General features: G+C 75.2%; 17 protein-coding genes. 12 read left to right on the forward strand and 5 right to left on the reverse strand.

Annotated features, from left to right (window positions below):
- The first annotated feature begins 143 nt into the window (after nucleotides 1-143).
- From RM780_RS16775 to RM780_RS16785, 3 genes are read left to right on the forward strand one after another with little or no spacing between them, the layout of a single operon-like run.
- Entirely contained in the window at nucleotides 144-2291 is a 2148-nt protein-coding gene (locus tag RM780_RS16775) for an MMPL family transporter (protein ID WP_311631540.1), read from the forward strand.
- A 7-nt stretch (nucleotides 2292-2298) separates the two neighbouring features.
- Nucleotides 2299-3885, forward strand: a complete 1587-nt coding sequence (locus RM780_RS16780) for a histidine kinase (protein ID WP_311631542.1) — start codon at nucleotides 2299-2301, stop codon at nucleotides 3883-3885.
- A 31-nt stretch (nucleotides 3886-3916) separates the two neighbouring features.
- Complete coding sequence (locus tag RM780_RS16785) at nucleotides 3917-4660, forward strand: response regulator transcription factor (protein ID WP_311631543.1); 744 nt, start codon at nucleotides 3917-3919, stop codon at nucleotides 4658-4660.
- Here RM780_RS16785 and RM780_RS16790 read toward each other — a convergent pair.
- The gene (locus tag RM780_RS16790) at nucleotides 4579-5823 is read right to left on the reverse strand and encodes a PP2C family protein-serine/threonine phosphatase (RefSeq protein ID WP_311631544.1); all 1245 of its coding nucleotides are present in this window, start codon (nucleotides 5821-5823) and stop codon (nucleotides 4579-4581) included. The genes RM780_RS16785 and RM780_RS16790 overlap by 82 nt on opposite strands.
- 104 nt (nucleotides 5824-5927) lie before the next feature.
- On the opposite strand from RM780_RS16790, the gene recO reads away from it, so the two are divergent.
- Nucleotides 5928-6677, forward strand: coding sequence for a DNA repair protein RecO (recO, locus tag RM780_RS16795; RefSeq protein ID WP_311631545.1), 750 nt, complete (start codon nucleotides 5928-5930; stop codon nucleotides 6675-6677).
- Between the two features lie 67 nt (nucleotides 6678-6744).
- Here the strand turns inward: recO and RM780_RS16800 are convergent, their stop codons facing one another.
- Nucleotides 6745-7965: a PP2C family protein-serine/threonine phosphatase gene (locus RM780_RS16800; RefSeq protein ID WP_311631546.1), complete on the reverse strand. Its 1221-nt coding sequence runs from the start codon at nucleotides 7963-7965 to the stop codon at nucleotides 6745-6747.
- A gap of 197 nt (nucleotides 7966-8162) precedes the next feature.
- Between RM780_RS16800 and RM780_RS16805 the strand changes: the two genes are divergently transcribed.
- The 6 genes from RM780_RS16805 (at nucleotide 8163) to RM780_RS16830 (ending at nucleotide 14136) form a co-directional block, all read left to right on the forward strand.
- Entirely contained in the window at nucleotides 8163-9008 is an 846-nt protein-coding gene (locus RM780_RS16805) for an isoprenyl transferase (protein WP_311631547.1), read from the forward strand.
- A gap of 22 nt (nucleotides 9009-9030) precedes the next feature.
- Complete coding sequence (locus RM780_RS16810; RefSeq protein ID WP_311631548.1) at nucleotides 9031-10350, forward strand: DUF7224 domain-containing protein; 1320 nt, start codon at nucleotides 9031-9033, stop codon at nucleotides 10348-10350.
- A complete protein-coding gene (locus RM780_RS16815) occupies nucleotides 10347-10952 on the forward strand; it encodes a hypothetical protein (RefSeq protein WP_311631549.1) in 606 nt (201 codons plus the stop codon). Before RM780_RS16810 ends, RM780_RS16815 begins: the two co-directional genes overlap by 4 nt.
- Nucleotides 10942-11682 carry an ABC transporter ATP-binding protein gene (locus RM780_RS16820; RefSeq protein ID WP_311631550.1) on the forward strand — a complete coding sequence of 247 codons (741 nt, stop codon included), beginning with the start codon at nucleotides 10942-10944 and terminating at the stop codon, nucleotides 11680-11682. Before RM780_RS16815 ends, RM780_RS16820 begins: the two co-directional genes overlap by 11 nt.
- Nucleotides 11683-11798: 116 nt before the next feature.
- Complete coding sequence (locus RM780_RS16825) at nucleotides 11799-13259, forward strand: AAA family ATPase (RefSeq protein ID WP_311631624.1); 1461 nt, start codon at nucleotides 11799-11801, stop codon at nucleotides 13257-13259.
- Nucleotides 13260-13362: 103 nt separating this feature from the next.
- A complete protein-coding gene (locus RM780_RS16830) occupies nucleotides 13363-14136 on the forward strand; it encodes a DUF899 family protein (RefSeq protein ID WP_311631551.1) in 774 nt (257 codons plus the stop codon).
- Nucleotides 14137-14149: 13 nt separating this feature from the next.
- Here RM780_RS16830 and RM780_RS16835 read toward each other — a convergent pair whose 3' ends face one another.
- The 3 genes from RM780_RS16835 to RM780_RS16845 all read right to left on the reverse strand — a co-directional run bounded on the left by RM780_RS16835 (nucleotide 14150) and on the right by RM780_RS16845 (nucleotide 14871).
- Nucleotides 14150-14380: a hypothetical protein gene (locus tag RM780_RS16835; protein ID WP_311631552.1), complete on the reverse strand. Its 231-nt coding sequence runs from the start codon at nucleotides 14378-14380 to the stop codon at nucleotides 14150-14152.
- A 90-nt stretch (nucleotides 14381-14470) separates the two neighbouring features.
- On the reverse strand, nucleotides 14471-14635 hold the full coding sequence (locus tag RM780_RS16840; protein ID WP_311631553.1) for a hypothetical protein: 165 nt from the start codon (nucleotides 14633-14635) through the stop codon (nucleotides 14471-14473).
- Nucleotides 14587-14871, reverse strand: a complete 285-nt coding sequence (locus tag RM780_RS16845) for a hypothetical protein (RefSeq protein WP_311631554.1) — start codon at nucleotides 14869-14871, stop codon at nucleotides 14587-14589. Before RM780_RS16845 ends, RM780_RS16840 begins: the two co-directional genes overlap by 49 nt.
- 189 nt (nucleotides 14872-15060) lie before the next feature.
- Between RM780_RS16845 and RM780_RS16850 the strand changes: the two genes are divergently transcribed.
- Nucleotides 15061-15879 carry a helix-turn-helix domain-containing protein gene (locus RM780_RS16850; protein WP_311631555.1) on the forward strand — a complete coding sequence of 273 codons (819 nt, stop codon included), beginning with the start codon at nucleotides 15061-15063 and terminating at the stop codon, nucleotides 15877-15879.
- On the forward strand, nucleotides 15861-16136 hold the full coding sequence (locus tag RM780_RS16855; protein ID WP_311631556.1) for a DUF397 domain-containing protein: 276 nt from the start codon (nucleotides 15861-15863) through the stop codon (nucleotides 16134-16136). Before RM780_RS16850 ends, RM780_RS16855 begins: the two co-directional genes overlap by 19 nt.
- Nucleotides 16137-16276: the final 140 nt, after the last annotated feature.

Consider the following 16276-nt stretch of genomic DNA (forward strand, 5'->3'; position numbering starts at 1 on the left):
GCGTACTCCCCCGGGAGTAACGCCCGCCCCGCGCCGCCGTCCGCAGTACGGCCCGTCTCGGCCCGGCGGGCGACGCGGCGGGCCCCGCCCGCCGGAAGCCTGGGAGGCGACATCAGGCCATCCCACGCGAGGAGTTGACGACCATGGCCGCCGTAGCCGTGAACAGTCCGCCGGGCCACGCGGACCCCCCGCCCGAGGGCCGGAAACGCCCGCCCGGGCGCCGCCGGATCATCCCCTGGGCCGTCCTGGCCCTGTGGATCGCCGTCCTCGCTGCGGCCGTGCCGCTGGCCGGGCAGCTCGAGGACGCCCAGCGCGACGAGAGCGTCTCCTACCTGCCCGACAGCGCCGACTCCACCCGCGTCGTCCGGCTCCAGGAGGCGCTGCCCGGCGGCGAGGCCACCGAGCTGCTGATCGTCTTCTCCCGCGACGGCGGCCTCACCGACGCCGACCGCCGGGCCGCCGCCGAGCGCGTGGCCGCCATCGCCGGGGCCCACGACCCCGCGGGCGGCGCGCCCCGGGGCGTCCCGTCCGAGGACGGCGGCACCGAGCTGTACCCGCTGACCCTCACCGGCCTGGACGAGGAGGAGCAGGCCGCGGCCGTGGAGGACGTGCGCGCCCTGGCCGCCGAGGGCCTGCCCGAGGGCCTGACCGCTCAGGTCGGCGGCCCCGGCGCCCTCCAGTACGACCAGGAGGAGGTCTTCGGCTCCGTCGACGCCACGCTGATGCTGGCCACCGTCGCCGTCGTCGCCATCCTGCTGATCCTCACCTACCGCAGCCCCGTGCTGTGGCTGCTGCCCCTGCTCTCGGTCGGCGTCGCCACCGTCTGCGCCCAGGCCGTGGTCTACGCGCTGGTGCAGGCGTTCGACCTGACCGTCACCACCATGGCCGCCTCGGTGATGACCGTGCTGATCTTCGGCGCGGGCACCGACTACGCCCTCCTGCTGGTCGCCCGCTACCGCGAGGAGCTGCGCCGCCACCCCCACCCGCTGGACGCGATGCTGCGCGCCCTGCGCGGCTGCGGCCCGGCCCTGCTGGCCTCCTCGGGAACGGTCGCGGCCGGACTGATCTGCCTGCTGGCCGCCGACGACAACAGCGCCAGCGGCCTCGGCCCGGTCGGCGCGGTGGGCATCCTGTGCTCGCTGCTGGTGATGACCACGCTGCTCCCGGCGCTGCTGGTGATGTGCGGGCGGCGGGTGTTCTGGCCGCTGATCCCCGCCCACGGCAGCGAGCCGCGCGCCGGGCGCGGCTGGTTCGGGCGGATGGGCGCCTCGGTCAGCCGCCGCCCGGTGGCGATCCTGGCCGGCGGCGTCGTGCTGCTCGGCGCCCTGTCCCTGGGCGCGCTGGCCCTGCCCGGCCAGCTCAAGAGCGAGGACTCCTTCCGCGACACCCCCGAGTCCGTGCAGGCCATGGAACGCCTCACCGACGCCTTCCCCGAGCGGAACGCCCAGCCCATCCTCGTCATGGCCCGCGACGCCGCCGTGCCCGAGGTGGTCGCGGCGGCCGAGTCCACCGCGGGCGTCGCGGACGCCGAGCCGGCCCGCAGCGGCGGCGGCTGGACCGAGATCGCCGTCCACGCCACCGACCCGCCCGAGTCCGAGGGCGAGGAGGCCGCCATCGAGGCGCTGCGCGACCGGCTGGCCGCCGTGCCCGGCGCGGACGCGGCCGTCGGCGGCCCGACCGCCCAGCAGATGGACCTGGGCGAGACCAGCCGCAACGACCGCATGCTGGTGATCCCGCTGGTCCTGGGCGTCGTCCTGCTGATCCTCATCGCCCTGCTGCGCGGCGCGCTGGCGCCCGCGATCCTGCTGGCCGCGGTCGTCGCCTCCTGGGGCGCGGCCCTGGGCCTGGCCGGGCTGGTCTTCGGGCCGGTGCTGGGGCTCGAGGGCCTGGACCCGTCCGTTCCGCTGCTGACGTTCGTCTTCGGCGTGGCGCTGGGCGTGGACTACGGGATCTTCCTGATGCACCGGATGCGGGAGGAGGCGCTGGGGGGCCTGCCGACCCGGCAGGCCGCGCTGACCGCGCTGCGCACCACGGGCGGGGTGATCGCCTCGGCCGGGCTGGTGCTGGCGGCCACGTTCACCGTGCTGATGACGCTGCCGGTGGTGACGCTGACGGAGATCGGGTTCGTGGTCGCGGTCGGGGTGCTGCTGGACACGTTCCTGGTGCGCACGTACATCGTCACGGCGGCGAGCTGGCTGCTGGGCCGCCGGGTGTGGTGGCCGGGGCCGCTCTCGCGCCGCCCGGAGCCGGCGGAGACCTCCCCGGCCCCGGCGGCGGGGGATGGCCGATGATGGCCGCGTGCCGCGCTCTTCCCGCTCCGCCGCCCGCGCCCCTCGCGCGCCCCGCGCCGTGCCGCGCCTGAACGCGGCCTCGCTCCGGGCGTTCCTGCTGCGGGACCCGGCCTCGCGCCGGGTCCTGCGGCAGGACGCGGTCGTGGCGGCGGCCGTCGCGGCGGTGTGCGCCACGGCCGCCTCGCTGGGCGGGCTCGACGGCCGTTCCCCGGACGCGCTGGGCTGGCCGCTGCTGGCCGTGGCCGTGCTGCCGCTGGTGTGGCGGCGCTGGTTCCCGATGGCCGTGCTGCTGGCCCACCTGGGGTTCGTCGCCGCCTACCACGCGATGGACTACGACCACCTGGCGCCGTTCACCGCCTCCGCGCTCGCCATGTACACCGTCGCCTCGGCCGGGCCGCGCCGCCGCAGCCTGGCCATGGCCGGGGCGGTGCTGCTGATGGTCACCGCGCTGTGGACGGTCTCGGGCAACGACGTGGGCGCGGAGACGCTGCGCACCTCGGGCTGGATCCTGGCGGTCATCGCGCTGGGCGAGGCGGTCCGGCTGCACGGCCAGTACCTGGCCGCGCTGCGGGAACGGGCCCAGCGCGAGGCCGCGCGCCGCATCGCCGAGGAGCGGGTGCGGATCGCCCGGGACCTGCACGACCTGCTCGCGCACAGCATCACGCTGATCGGGGTGCGCTCCTCGGTCGCCTCCCACCTGCTGATCGCGGACCCCGAACGGCTGGACCGGGCGGCGCTGGCCGAGGCCCTGGACGGCATCGCGGAGACCTGCCGCTCCGCCCGCGCGGATCTGCGCACCACGCTCCAGGCCCTGCGCGAGGACGGGGCCCCGGCGGACGGCGAGGACGGCCCGCTGCCGGGCCTGGCCGGCCTGCCCGACCTCGCCCGCACCGCGGAGGCGGCCGGCGCCCGCGTCGACCTGACCGTCGACCCCGACCCGCCCACCGCCCCACCCGTCATCGGCGCGGCGGCCTACCGCATCGTCCAGGAGGCCCTGACCAACGCGGTCCGCCACGCGGGCCCGCAGGTCCACGTCCAGGTCACGGTCCGCCGCACCCCCGACGACCTCCTGGTCACGGTCGAGGACGGCGGCCCAGCGCGAGCGGGCGCCGAGCGTGCCGGGGCCGGGGACACTCCGGCTCCTGCCCGCCCCGCGCCCGCGGGCCGACCTGGCACGGGACTGCCCGGCGGCGCCGAGCCGTTCGGGGAGCGCGAGGCACCCGGCGGAGCCGTGCCCCTCGGCTCGGGCGGAGCCCGTCCCGAACTGCCTGGCGGCGCTGAGTCGTCCGGGGGGCCCGAAGCCTCGGGCCAGTCCGGGGCGGAACTGCCCGGCGGGGCCGGGCGGTCCCGGCTGCCCAGCCAGCCCACCGCGCCCGGCCGGGCCGCGCCCTCCGGGCGGCGCGGGCCCCGCCCGGCCGCCCCCGGTGCCGAGCAGGCTGGGCCGAACGGCCAGGCCGCGCCCGCCGGCTACGGCCTCGCCGGGATGCGGGAGCGGGCGCGCAGCGTCGGCGGCTCGCTGGAGGCCGGCCCGCCGGACGGGCGGCCCGGGTTCGCCGTGACCGCCCGCCTGCCCATCGAGGAGGGGCCCCGATGAGCACGCCGCCGCCCAGGCCGGGAGGTCACCGATGAGCACGCCGCAGGCGAGTGAACGGCCCATCAGGGTCCTGCTCGCCGACGATCAGACGCTCGTCAGGGAAGCGTTCGCGCTGCTGATCGAGTCCGCGCCGGGGATGGACGTCGTCGGGCAGGCCGGGAGTGGGCGGGAGGCCGTCGCGCTGGCCAGGTCCGCGCGGGCGGACCTGGTCGTGATGGACATCCGGATGCCCGACCTGGACGGGATCGAGGCCACCCGCCGCATCGCCGCCGAGGAGGACCTGGCCGGGGTGCGCGTGCTGATCCTGACCACCTACGACACCGACGAGCACGTCGTCGAGGCCCTGCGCGCCGGCGCCTCCGGGTTCCTCGTCAAGGACACCCGCCCCGCCGACCTGCTGGACGCCATCCGCCTGGTCGCCGCCGGGGAGGCGCTGCTCTCGCCCGGCCCCACCGCCCGCCTGATCGCCCGCGCCCTGCGCGCGCCCGAGGCGCCCGCCCGCCGCCCCGCGCCCCCCTCGCTGGCCGGCCTCTCGGACCGCGAGCGCCAGGTCCTCGCCCTCGTGGCGCGCGGCCTGAACAACGCCGAGGCCGCCGACACCCTGGGCCTGTCCCCGCTGACCGCCAAGACGCACGTCAGCCGCATCATGGGCAAGCTCGGCGCCCGCGACCGGGCCCAACTGGTCATCGCCGCCTACGAGTCCGGCCTCGTCGCCCCGGGCGCGGGCGCAGCCGCAGGCGAAGCCGGCAGCGGCACCGCCGGCTCGTCCCGGTAGGGCTCCTCCCCGGCTCCCGCCGGCAGCCGCCGCACCGCGAGCATCGCCGTGTCGTCCTCAAGGCGCCCCTCTGTGTGCGCCTGCACGGCCGCCTGCACGAGCCGCACCACCTCCGCCGGCGAGCCGTCCGTCCCGCCCCGGGCCAGGCGTTCCGCCAGCGGCAGGAACGTCCCCTCCCGGTCGCGCGCCTCGGTCACCCCGTCCGTCACCATCAGCAGCGTCTCCGACGGGTCGAGCGGCACCCGCAGCACCGCCGGCAGCTCGCCCGTCAGCCCCGTCAGTCCCAGCGGCGTGCCCGCGCCCTCCGGCAGCGCCCGCACCTGCCCGTCCGGCCCGATCGCCAGCGGCCCGGCGTGCCCGAAGTTGACCAGCTCCACCCACCCCTCGTCCCGCGGCGGGAACCCCACCAGCACCGCCGTGGCGAACCGCTCCTCCGTCTGCCCCAGCTCCCCGGCGTACACGTTGTGCCGCCGCATCCGGCTCTCCAGCCGCTGCGCGACCACGGCCAGCGCCGCCTCGTAGAACGCGGCCTCGCGGAACGACCCCAGCAGCGCCGCCGCCGCGTCAACCGCCGAGGTGCCCTTGCCCTGCACGTCCCCCAGCAGCACCCGCGTGCCGTGCGGCGAGGGCTGCACGTCGAAGAAGTCCCCGCCCACCCGCGTCTCCACGTCCGCCGCGAGGTAGGCGCTCGCGGACTCAAGGCCCCCCGAGCCCGGCGGGATCGGCCGCAGCACCGCGAGCCGGGTGGCCTCCGCCGCGTCCACCACCCGCCCCAGCAGCGCCTGGGCCCGGCCCCGCAGCCAGGAGGCGATCACGGCCAGGCCCCCGCCCGCGACCACCAGCCAGAAGTCGCCCGCGCCCTCCTCGTACCCGGAGGCGTCCGCGCTGTCGATCAGCTCGTAGACGACCGCCGAGGCCACCGCGTACAGCGCGGTGACCGGCACCCCCGACAGCGCCGCCGCGATGCCCGGCACCAGCACGATCCAGGTGATCACCCGGATGCCGCCCGAGGTCGTGGTGTCGACGAAGGCGATCGCCACCAGCAGAACGGCCGGCAGCAGCCAGCCGACGTTCCACCGGCCCAGGCGCAGCACCGGCTCCCCGGGGAAGAGCAGGCGCCGCCGCCAGGCGGACACCCGGCGCGGCCTCTCGATGCGGTTCACGCCTCCACCTTCCCGAAGCGGGCCCGGCCCCGCCCGGCGGGAACGGCGGGGCTGGGCCGAACGGGGCAACGCCACTGCGGGGCGCATCGGCCAGAATGAACCCCATGAGCCTCTTCCGCGACGACGGCATCGTGCTGCGCACCCAGAAGCTGGGCGAGGCGGACCGGATCATCACCCTGCTCACCCGCGCCCACGGCCGGGTGCGGGCGGTGGCCCGGGGCGTGCGGCGCACCAAGTCGCGCTTCGGCGCGCGCCTGGAGCCGTTCTCGCACGTGGACGTGCAGTTCTTCGCGCGGGGGAGCGCCCTCATCGGCCGGGGCCTGCCGCTGTGCACCCAGACCGAGACCATCGCCCCCTACGGCCGGGACATCGTCGGGGACTACGGCCGGTACACGGCGGGCACCGCGATGCTGGAGACGGCCGAGCGGTTCACCGACCACGAGGGCGAGCCGAACGTCCAGCAGTACCTGCTGCTCATCGGCGGCCTGCGGACGCTGGCCGCCGGGGCGCACGCGCCGGGGCTGGTGCTGGACGCGTTCCTGCTGCGCTCCCTGGCGGTGGGCGGGTACGCCCCGAGCTTCGCGGACTGCGCCCGCTGCGGCCTCCCCGGGCCGAATCGCTTCTTCTCGGTGTCGGCGGGCGGCTGCGTGTGCGTGGACTGCCGCGTCCCCGGCAGCGTGGTCCCCTCGCCGGAGGCCCTGCTGCTGCTGGGCGCCCTGCTGACCGGCGACTGGCCCACGGCCGACGCGGCCGAGTCGCGGCACGTGCGGGAGGGCTCGGGCCTGGTCTCGGCCTACCTGCACTGGCACTTGGAGCGCGGCCTGCGCTCGCTGCGCTTCGTCGAGAAGACGTAGCCTTCCCGGCTGGGTGCGGCCACCGCCGGTCCGCCCGGCTCGCCGGGCACGCCTCCGTCGCGAGGCCCTAGTCCACGCGCTGGTCCATGCCCCGCCGCCCCACCACCGGTCCGCCGAAGCTGTCCGGGGGCGCCCGCAGTGCCGCCGGAGGCAGCCGCACCGCCAGGATCGCCGTGTCGTCCGCGAGCCGGTCCCCGGTGTGCCGCAGCACCGCCCGCCGCACGTGGTCCACCACCGCGCCCGGCTCCGGCTCGCCCCGGAACGCCGCCAGCCGCTCGCCCAGCGGCAGGAACGTCCCCTCCCCGTCGCGCGCCTCGGTCACCCCGTCCGTGAACATCAGCAGCGTCTCCTCCGGCGCCAGCCGCACCCGCCGCACCGGCGGCAGCCCGCCCGCCAGCGCCGCCAGTCCCAGCGGCGGCCCCGTGGCCTCCGGCAGCGTCCGCACCCGGCCGCCCGGCCCGAGCACCAGCGGCCCCGGATGGCCGAAGTTGACCAGGTCCGCCCAGCCGTCCTCCCCGGCCCCGGGGAACGACAGCAGCACGGCCGTCGCGAACCGCTCGTCGTGCTGCCCGGTGGCCGCCGCGTACGCGTTGTGCCGCCGCATCCGGCTCTCCAGCCGCCGCGCCACCTCCGCCGGGTCCCGCTCGTAGTACGCCGCCTCGCGGAACGCGCTGAGCACCGCCGCCGCGGCGTCGACGGCCGAGGTGCCCTTGCCCTGCACGTCCCCCAGCAGCACGCGCGGCCCGTGCGGCGAGGGCTGCACGTCGTAGAAGTCCCCACCCACCCGCGCGGCCACGTCCGCCGCCAGGTACACCGCCGCCGTCTCCAGCCCCCCGGCCCCCGGCGGAACGGGCCGCAGCAGCGCCAGCCGCGTGGCGTCGGCGGCCCGTTCCACCCGCATCATCAAATCCCGGGCCCGCACCCGCAGCCAGCAGGCCGGCACCGCGAGGATTCCGCCGGCCAGCACCAGCCAGCCGTCGGCCGGGCCCTCCCGGTACTGCCAGTCCCAGGAGGTGTCCAGCAGCACGTACGCAACGTCCGTGGCCAGCGCGAACAGCACGGTGGCCGCCACCCCGCACACCGCCGCCGCCAGGCCCGGGACCAGCACCAGCCAGGTGATGATCCGGAAGTCCTGCGGGGCGTTCCAGTCCCCGGCGGAGATGCCCAGCAGCAGCGCGGCCGGCAGCAGCCAGGACACGTTCCGCCCGCGCACGCGCAGCGCCGGCTCGCCCCCGCGCAGGGCGCCGCGCATCCAGGCCGCGCGGCGGGGGGAGACGGGGCGGTCCATGCCTCCACGATCCGGCCGGGCCCGCGCCCCCGCGCGCCGGGCGTGCGCCGAATGGGCCGCGCGGGCGCTCCCGGGCGCTCCCGGCGGTTCGTCCCCCACCCCGCGGCGGCGCTACGCTCGGAGCGGCGCCGCGCTGGGTCTGCGCCGCGCCCCGTCCCTCGTGACGCCCTCACCTCGTCGACTCGGGAGTTCTTGCCATGGCCGTCCGCCGCGCCCTGCTGCCCACCGCACGGCAGCGCCGCGAGTACCGCCCGCCGGACCCGCACCCCTCCGGCGCCCGCCCGCCCAAGCTCCCCGGCGAGCTGGTCCCCCGGCACGTGGCGATCGTGATGGACGGCAACGGCCGCTGGGCCAAGGAGCGCGGCCTGCCCCGCACCGAGGGGCACAAGGTCGGCGAGAGCGTGGTCCTCGACGTGGTCAAGGGCTGCCTGGAGATCGGCGTGCGCCACCTCTCCCTCTACGCCTTCTCCACGGAGAACTGGAAGCGCTCCCCGGACGAGGTCCGCTTCCTGATGGGCTTCAACCGCGACGTCATCGACCGCCGCACCGACGAGCTGGACGCGATGGGCGTGCGCATCCGCTGGGCCGGCCGCGAGCCGAGGCTGTGGAAGTCCGTGGTCCGCAAGCTCCAGACGGCCCAGGAGCGCACCCGCGACAACGACGCGATGACCCTCTACATGTGCGTCAACTACGGCGGCCGAGCGGAGATCGCGGACGCCGCCGCCCGCCTCGCGGAGGACGTGCGGGCCGGCCGGATAGCGCCGGAGAAGGTGACCGAGAAGACCTTCGCCCGCTACCTCTACTTCCCCGACATGCCCGACGTGGACCTCTTCCTGCGCCCCTCCGGCGAGCAGCGCACCTCCAACTACCTGCTCTGGCAGAGCGCTTACGCCGAGATGGTCTACCAGGACGTCCTCTGGCCCGACTTCGACCGCCGCCACCTCTGGGCCGCCTGCCTCGAATACGCCTCCCGCGACCGCCGCTTCGGCGGCGCGATCCCCAACGAGGCCCCGCAACCCCCGGAGGAGGAGGCCACGCCGTAAGCTCCCTCCCGGGGGGATCGCATTGACATTACTGACGCGCTTACGCGCGAGCAGCGCCCTGTGGGCGGCGCCTGTCGCCCTGGGGCTCGTGCTGCTGTACTTCTTCGGGGCCTTCGCCGAGAACTTCCGTTACGTGGCCGGCCAGCCCGACTACGCGCCCATGGTCGCCTCGTACGCCCTGACCAACATATATGCGCTGCTCTACGCCACGGCGTCCTGCCTGGCGGCATGGGAGAGCGGAAGGCTCAAGCGGGACGGCGTGTGGCAGCTCGCGCCGGCGCGCAGCCGGATGCGGATCGCCGCCCAGGCCCTGCTGCCCGTGCTGGGCCTGGCGTGGGCCATGGCGCTGCTGCCCGTGGCGATGGCGCTGATCAGGGAAGGCGTGGCGCCGACGCCCGGCAGCGCGATCCTGCCGCTGCTCGCGATGACCGTCGCCTGCGCGCACCTGGCGATCGGCTTCGCCGTCGGCCTGGTCGTCCCCCGGCTGTTCGCAACGCCCGTGCTGGCGTTGGTCGTCTTCTACGCGGTCGCCGTGTCCTGGTCCCAGGAACCGTTCTGGCACCGGCACGTCTCCGGCCAGTTCCCCGTCGATCTGGGCTACGCCGAGCTGCCGACGCCGGAAGCGCTGGTTCCCCACGTGCTGTTCGCGGGCACCATCGCCCTCGGCGCGATCCTGCTGTGCCTGCCGCTGCGACGCCCGCTCCTGCGGGCCGCGGTGGCGCTCGCCGCCGTCGGGATCGCCCTCGCGGGCACCCTGACCGCCCGGGGAATCGTCGAGGACTGGGGCCCCGTCCCGCCGCTGTCCACGGGCAACGTCGCCGTGGAATGCATGGGGCGGACCCCTCGGATATGCCTCCCCGCTGGCGCCGCCGCCGACGAGTCCGCCATCGCCGCGCACGTCACGGACGTTTTCGAGGGCCTGCGGCACGCGGGCGTACCCGTCCGGGCTCCCGAGACCATCACCGACAGCATGCTTCGGTGGCGCGAAGCGCCCGCGTCGACGGAGAGCGAGTGGTGGGTGCCCCTGACCGAGTCCTTCGGGGACGACAGACTCGCCCTCGCGCTCGTCAGCCGCGTCGTCGACTTCCCCTGCCGGGACGCGGACGCGGACCCGGTCGCCGGACGCAGCGCGATGCTGTGGGCCGCGGGGGCCGTTGGCGCGGACCAGGCTTACCTGGAGTGGCAACGAGGCGAGGTGCAGCAGTTCGGCGACGGCCAGGAGCTGCTCGAACAGGTTGTCAGCCGAGTCGCCGAGGTGCGCACCCTGCCCGCGGCCGAACAGGCCGACTGGTACGCGGCGGAGACCGAGCGCGCCTGCCGGAGCGGAGGTGACGCCCCGTGATCTGGTGGCTGAAGGCCCGCCGCGTCCGCTCGGTGGTGCTCGGCGGGCTGGGCCTGTTCCTCGTCGCGCTCGCCGTCCTCCAGGACGCCGTCGTGGATCTGCCGTCGTTCGTCACCAGCTCCGCCAACCCGGTGCTGTTCGTGCTGATGGCGCCGGTGCCGGTGTGCGCGGCGCTGATGACCGCGCTGGAGTCCCGGCTGGCCGAGGCCGAGGAGACCGGGACGCGGAACGTTCCGCTGCTGGACGCGGCCCTGATCCTCGCCACCGTCGCCTCCGCCGTCGCGGTGGGCGGGGTCCTCGGGCTGGCGGTGGACTCCGGCGCCGCGCAGGCGGCGGGCCGCAACGTGGCGTTCCTGACCGGGCTCATGCTCTGCGTGCGGACCGTCGCCGGGTCAACGGCCGTCATGGCGCCGGTCGGCTGGATCTTCGCCGTCATCTTCCTCGCCCTTCCCGGCCAGGGCCGCGCGGACCTCTGGGCCGTCCTCCCCGAGCCCGCCGGCCACGCCCCGGCCGCCGTCGCCTCCGCGACGGCCCTCGCGGCGGGGCTCGCCCTCCACCTCACCCTCGGCTCCCGGAACGGAGAGCGCCCCCATGTCCCTTGAGCTCCACAACTGCACCTACGCGTACCGCCCCTGGGCCCCGCCGGTGATCGAGAACCTGGACTACGCGCTGCCGCCCGGCCTGACGATCCTCCTCGGCCCCAACGGCGCCGGAAAGTCCACCCTGCTGAGGCTCGCCGCCTCCGTCACCCGCCCCCGCGCGGGCACCGTCACCGTGGGCGGCCTGCGCGCCGGGAGCCGGGCCTACCGCCGCGCCGTCGCCTGGATGCCGCAGCAGATCACCGCCATGACCGCCCTGACGGCCCGCGAACAGGTCGCCTACACCGGCTGGCTGAAAGGCATGAACCGCCGCGAAGCCTGGGACGCCGCCGCCCGTGCCCTCGACCGCGTCGGCCTCGCCGCCAAGGCCGGCACGAAGGCCCACCGCCTCTCGGGAGGCGAGCTGCGCCGCGTCGGCGTGGCCTCCGCCCTCGTGCACGAGGCCCGCCTGCTCCTCCTCGACGAGCCCACGGCCGGCATGGACCCCCGCCAGCGCCGCGTCTTCCGCGACATCCTCCGCACCCTCACCGACGACATCCCCGTCCTCCTCTCGACCCACGACGTCGCGGACCTCGCCGAGGAGTCCGACAACGTCACCGTCGTCGAACACGGCCGCATCATCTACCACGGCACCACCCCCGGCTTCCTCGCCCACGCCCCCGCCGACGTCGCCCCGGGAAGGCTCGCGGAGGCCGCCTACACGGCTCTCAGCGAGTCCGGCGGCCACCTCTGAGAACGGGCCCGGCTTCGCCGCGCGCCCAATGAGAAGTCGATGCATAATAAGTACGCTTCTCATTGATGCGAGGCGAAGCAAGGAGGCGAGGCGCGGTGCCGGACAAGCCCCCGGAGATGTTCGACCGGGACTTCGAGTGGTCGGAGCTGGTCAGGTTCGCCTCCTACCCCGGACCGGAGGCGACGCTCGGCGTCGTGTCCGGGCGTCGGCGCCAGGGCAAGACCTTCCTCCTCGACGCCCTCTGCCGCGCCACGGGCGGCTTCTTCTTCGCCGCGAGCGAGGCCACGGAGACCGAGTCGCTGCGGCAGTTCGGCGCGGCGCTCGCCCGCTTCGAGCAGCGGCCCGTGCCGTATCGCTTCGCGCACTGGGAGGAGGCCGTCGAGGCCCTGATGGCCGTGGCAGCGCCGGGCGGGCCGCCCGTGGTCGTGGTGCTGGACGAGTTCCCCTTCCTCGCCCGGACCTCGCCCGAGCTGCCCTCGCTGCTCCAGCGCGCCCTCGGCCCGCAGGCCCGGCGTGAGGTCGGCCCGGTCCGTCTGCTCCTGTGCGGCTCGGCCCTGTCGTTCATGGGCGCCCTGCTCGCCGGAACGGCCCCTCTGCGCGGCCGGGCCAGCCTCGAACTGATCGTCCCCACCCTCGACTTCCGGCTCGCTGCCGGCTTCTGGGGCATTGAGGACCCCCGCTTGGCGCTCCTGGTCAACTCCGTCCTCGGCGGCACCCCCGCCTACGGGCGCGAGTTCGTGCTCGGAGATGCCCCCGCCGACCTGGACGACTTCGGGCCCTGGGTGGTGCGCAACGTCCTCAACCCCGGCCGGCCGCTCTTCCGCGAGGCCCGGTTCCTGCTCGCCGAGGAGCCCGACCTGCGGGACACCGCCCTCTACCACGGCGTGCTGGCCGCCATCGCCCAGGGCAATCACACCCGGGGCGGCATCGCCGGCTTCCTGGGGCGCAAGTCCACCGACCTCGGCCACGCCCTGACCGTGCTGGAGGACACCGGCATGATCCTGCGCGAGCCCGACGCGTTCCACAGGAAGCGCTCCGCCTACCGCGTCGCCGAGCCGATCCTGACCTTCTACCACGCGCTGATGCGCCCGGAGTGGAGCGACCTCGAACGCCCCGGGCAGGGCACCGCCGTCTGGGAGCGGTCCGGCACGACCTTCCGCAGCAAGGTCGTCGGCCCCCACTTCGAGCAGGTCTGCCGCACCTGGGCCCGCTGGTACGCCGGCCCCGAGACGCTCGGCGGCCTGCGCGGCCGCATCGGCTCGGGCACCGTCCCCGACCCGGCGGCCAGGACCGGCCACGAGCTGGACCTCGCCGTCTTCGGCCGGGACGACCAGGGCCGGGAATCGCTGCTTGCCATCGGCGAGGCCAAGTGGAACGACGTCATGGGCCGGGCCCACCTCCGGCGGCTGGAGCACATCCGCGACCTGCTCCGGGCCCGCGAGGGCGTCACGCTCGCCGAGCGCCCGAGGCTGCTCTGCTTCAGTGGCGCGGGCTTCACCGACGAGCTGCGCGCCCTGGCCGAGAAGGACCCGGCCGTGCAACTCGTCGGCCTCGACCGGCTCTACGCCGGGACCTGAGACCGGCAAGCGATGAGTTCCGGCGCGAGCGGGAGTCTCCACTGGTGACCGTCGCGGGGCGCCCCGCGACGGTGGCCCGTAACGAGCGATCGCGGAGGACTCCATGACGAGCACGCCGGACGACACCCAAGCCGGGCGGCCGGAGGTCGTTGAGATGGGCGCGTGGCAGGCCGCGCGGGATGAGTTGCTGGTGCGGGAGAAGGCGCACACGCGGGCGGGGGACGCGCTGGCCGCGGAGCGGCGGCGGTTGCCGATGGTCGAGTTCGACGGGACGGTGGAGGTCGTCGGGCCCGACGGCCCGGTCCCGTTCCTGGACCTGTTCCAGGGCCGCGACGAGCTGGTGGTCTATAAGCACATGTGGTGGGACGGCGCGCCCCACCAGGGCCAGTGCGAGGGCTGCACCACCACGGCCTGGCACCTGAAGGACGCGGTGTACCTCAACGCTCGCGGCGTCTCGTTCGCCGTCCTGACCACGGGCGCGTGGGAGGAGGTAGCCGCCTACACCGCGTTCATGGGCTACACCCAGCCGTGGTACTCGGTGCGCGGCGTGGAGGGCCCGGCCGGCGGCGAGATGGGGTACCTCACCTGCTACCTGCGCGAGGGCGACCGCGCCTTCCTCACCTACGCAACGACCGGCCGGGGCACCGAGCGGGTCAACGGCTCCATGGGCCTGCTCGACATGACCCCCTACGGCCGCGGCGAGGCCTGGGAGGACAAGCCCGAGGGCTGGCCCGAGGGGCACCACCCCTGCTGGACGTGGCGCACGGACGCGCAGGGCACCCCCACCTGGGGCCCGACCAGCCGCCCCGTCCCCCAGTGGACCCGCCCCGGCGCCACCCCCGAGGACACCCTCGGCCGCCACGGCGCACACCACTGACGCGCCCGCCGCGCTACCGGAACCGGCGGGCCGGGACGCGGCGCATCGCGTAGAGGACGGTGGTGCTCCGCATGAGGAACGCCTCGCCGCTCTCGAACGCCAGCCGCCGCCCGCCGCCGGGCAGCACGGTCAGGTCCGCGACCGTGAACGCCTGGCCGGCGAAGAGCATTTGGTCACCGACCCGGACCGTGCCCGGGTCCACCGTGACGCCGACCACCGTGCCGGGCTGCTCCTTCGCGTGCATCGTCCGCTCTCTCCTTCTTCTTCCGTCGGAAAAGGGGGGCCCGCCCGCGCCGGGTGCAGTCGGCGCGGGCGGGCCGGTTCGTGGGGCGGGTCACCGCAGGGGGAGGCAGAGGGCCGTCACGGCGCCCGCCGCGTAGGCCACCCCGATGACCGCCAGGGTTTCGGCGTGCCCGGCCAGGAAACGCCCGGCGCCGCCGAGCGCGTCGATCAGCGACGCGCCGGGTCCGGAACGGCCACGATGCCGGCCGCCGGGCACGCCTCCGCCTCCCCGTCGTCGTACCGCTCCAACAGCGCGAGGAGCTGCCCGCACAGCCGCTCCACCTCCGTGCGCCCCAACGCCATGGCGGTGTCCGCCATCGACAGCTCCGGCGCGTGATGCAGGCCGTAGACCGCCACGGGGATGAGGAACTGCCCGTCGGTTTCCCGCACTTCCGGTCGGCGGTTGGGGATCATTTCGACGCGCAGATGAGGCTGCGTCAATCCGATGGTCATCTGGTGTCCTTCTGGGGGGTGGCTGGATCGCTGAACCACTGCCAGCATGGCGGGCGTTCACCTATGGTGACCAGGAGGTAGCTGTAGGCAGCCGAGGTGGGGCGTTGGCGTCTTCCCGAAGGGGCGTTGCCAGGCCGCGTCGGCCGAAAAACGACGAAGAGGTGTGCCATGCCGGAGGGAAAGGGACCCGTGCGCGAGCGGTCGCCGCGCAGGGCGTTCGCGGAGGAAATGGCCCGGCTGCGGGCCGAGTCGGGGCTGTCCCTGCGGGACCTGGGCGAGAAGGTCCGCTGGGACTTCACCCACCTGCACAACATGGAACGAGGCCACACGCTTGGCGGCCCGGACGTGGTGGCCAGCCTGGACACGTTCTACGGCACAACGCCCCACCTGACGCTGCTCTGGGAACTGGCCAAGGGCTGGCGGGCCTTCCGCGACCGCTACCAGCGGTACATGGAGCTGGAGTCCGAGGCCGTGATCATGCAGCAGTACTCGGTCAGCATCGTCCCGGGGCTGCTCCAGACCGAGGCTTACGCCCGGGAGCTGCTGAGCGCGGCCCAGCACCGGGACAAGGAGGGCGTCGAGGACCAGGTCATCGCCAGGGTGGGCCGGAAGGAGCGGCTGTTCGGCCTCGGGCGTGCGGAGTTCCGTGCGATTCTGAGCGAGGCGGTCGTCCGCGCCCCGCTGGCCGACCCCGAGGCATGGCGCGAGCAGCTCGACCACCTCATCACCATGGCTCAGGAGCCGAACATCGCCGTCCAGGTCTTCCCCTTCTCCCGGGGCCTGCACGGGCTCTCGACCTCGGACGTCATGTTCCTGACCTCGCCCAGCGGCACCACCATGGCGTACGTGGAGACCGGGTACTCCGGCGAGCTGGTCGAGTCACACGCCGAGGTCGAGCGGCTGCGGGTGCTCTACGATCGCCTCCGAGACCTCGCCTGGTCGCCACGTGAAACCGTGGCGTTTCTACGGAAGTTGATGGAGGACCCCGCATGCGTTCCCCCGCAGTAGACCTGACCGGCATCGTGTGGAAAAAGTCCAGCTACTCCAACCCGGACGGGGGCAACTGCGTCGAGGTCGCGGACCGCCTGTGGCGCAAGTCCAGCTACAGCAACCCGGACGGCGGCGAGTGCCTCGAAGTCGCGGACGGCTTCACCGGCATCATGCCGGTCCGCGACAGCAAGCGCCCCGAGTCCCCGGCCCTCTTCATCCCCGCCCCCGGCTGGTCCTCCTTCGTGACCGCCGTCAAGACCGACACCCTCGCCTGACTCCACCCCACAGCACCACCCCGGCCGCCGCACCCCCACGGGCGCGGCGGCTCTCCCATGCACCGACGCTGGCACCGAGCGCACGCCGGGCGTTCCGCTGGCGCCCCCACCTCGGCGTGCCTGGTGCACCGGGGACCTGA

Origin of the sequence: Streptomyces boetiae (assembly GCF_031845405.1) — a bacterium.
Lineage (GTDB): Bacteria > Actinomycetota > Actinomycetes > Streptomycetales > Streptomycetaceae > Streptomyces > Streptomyces boetiae.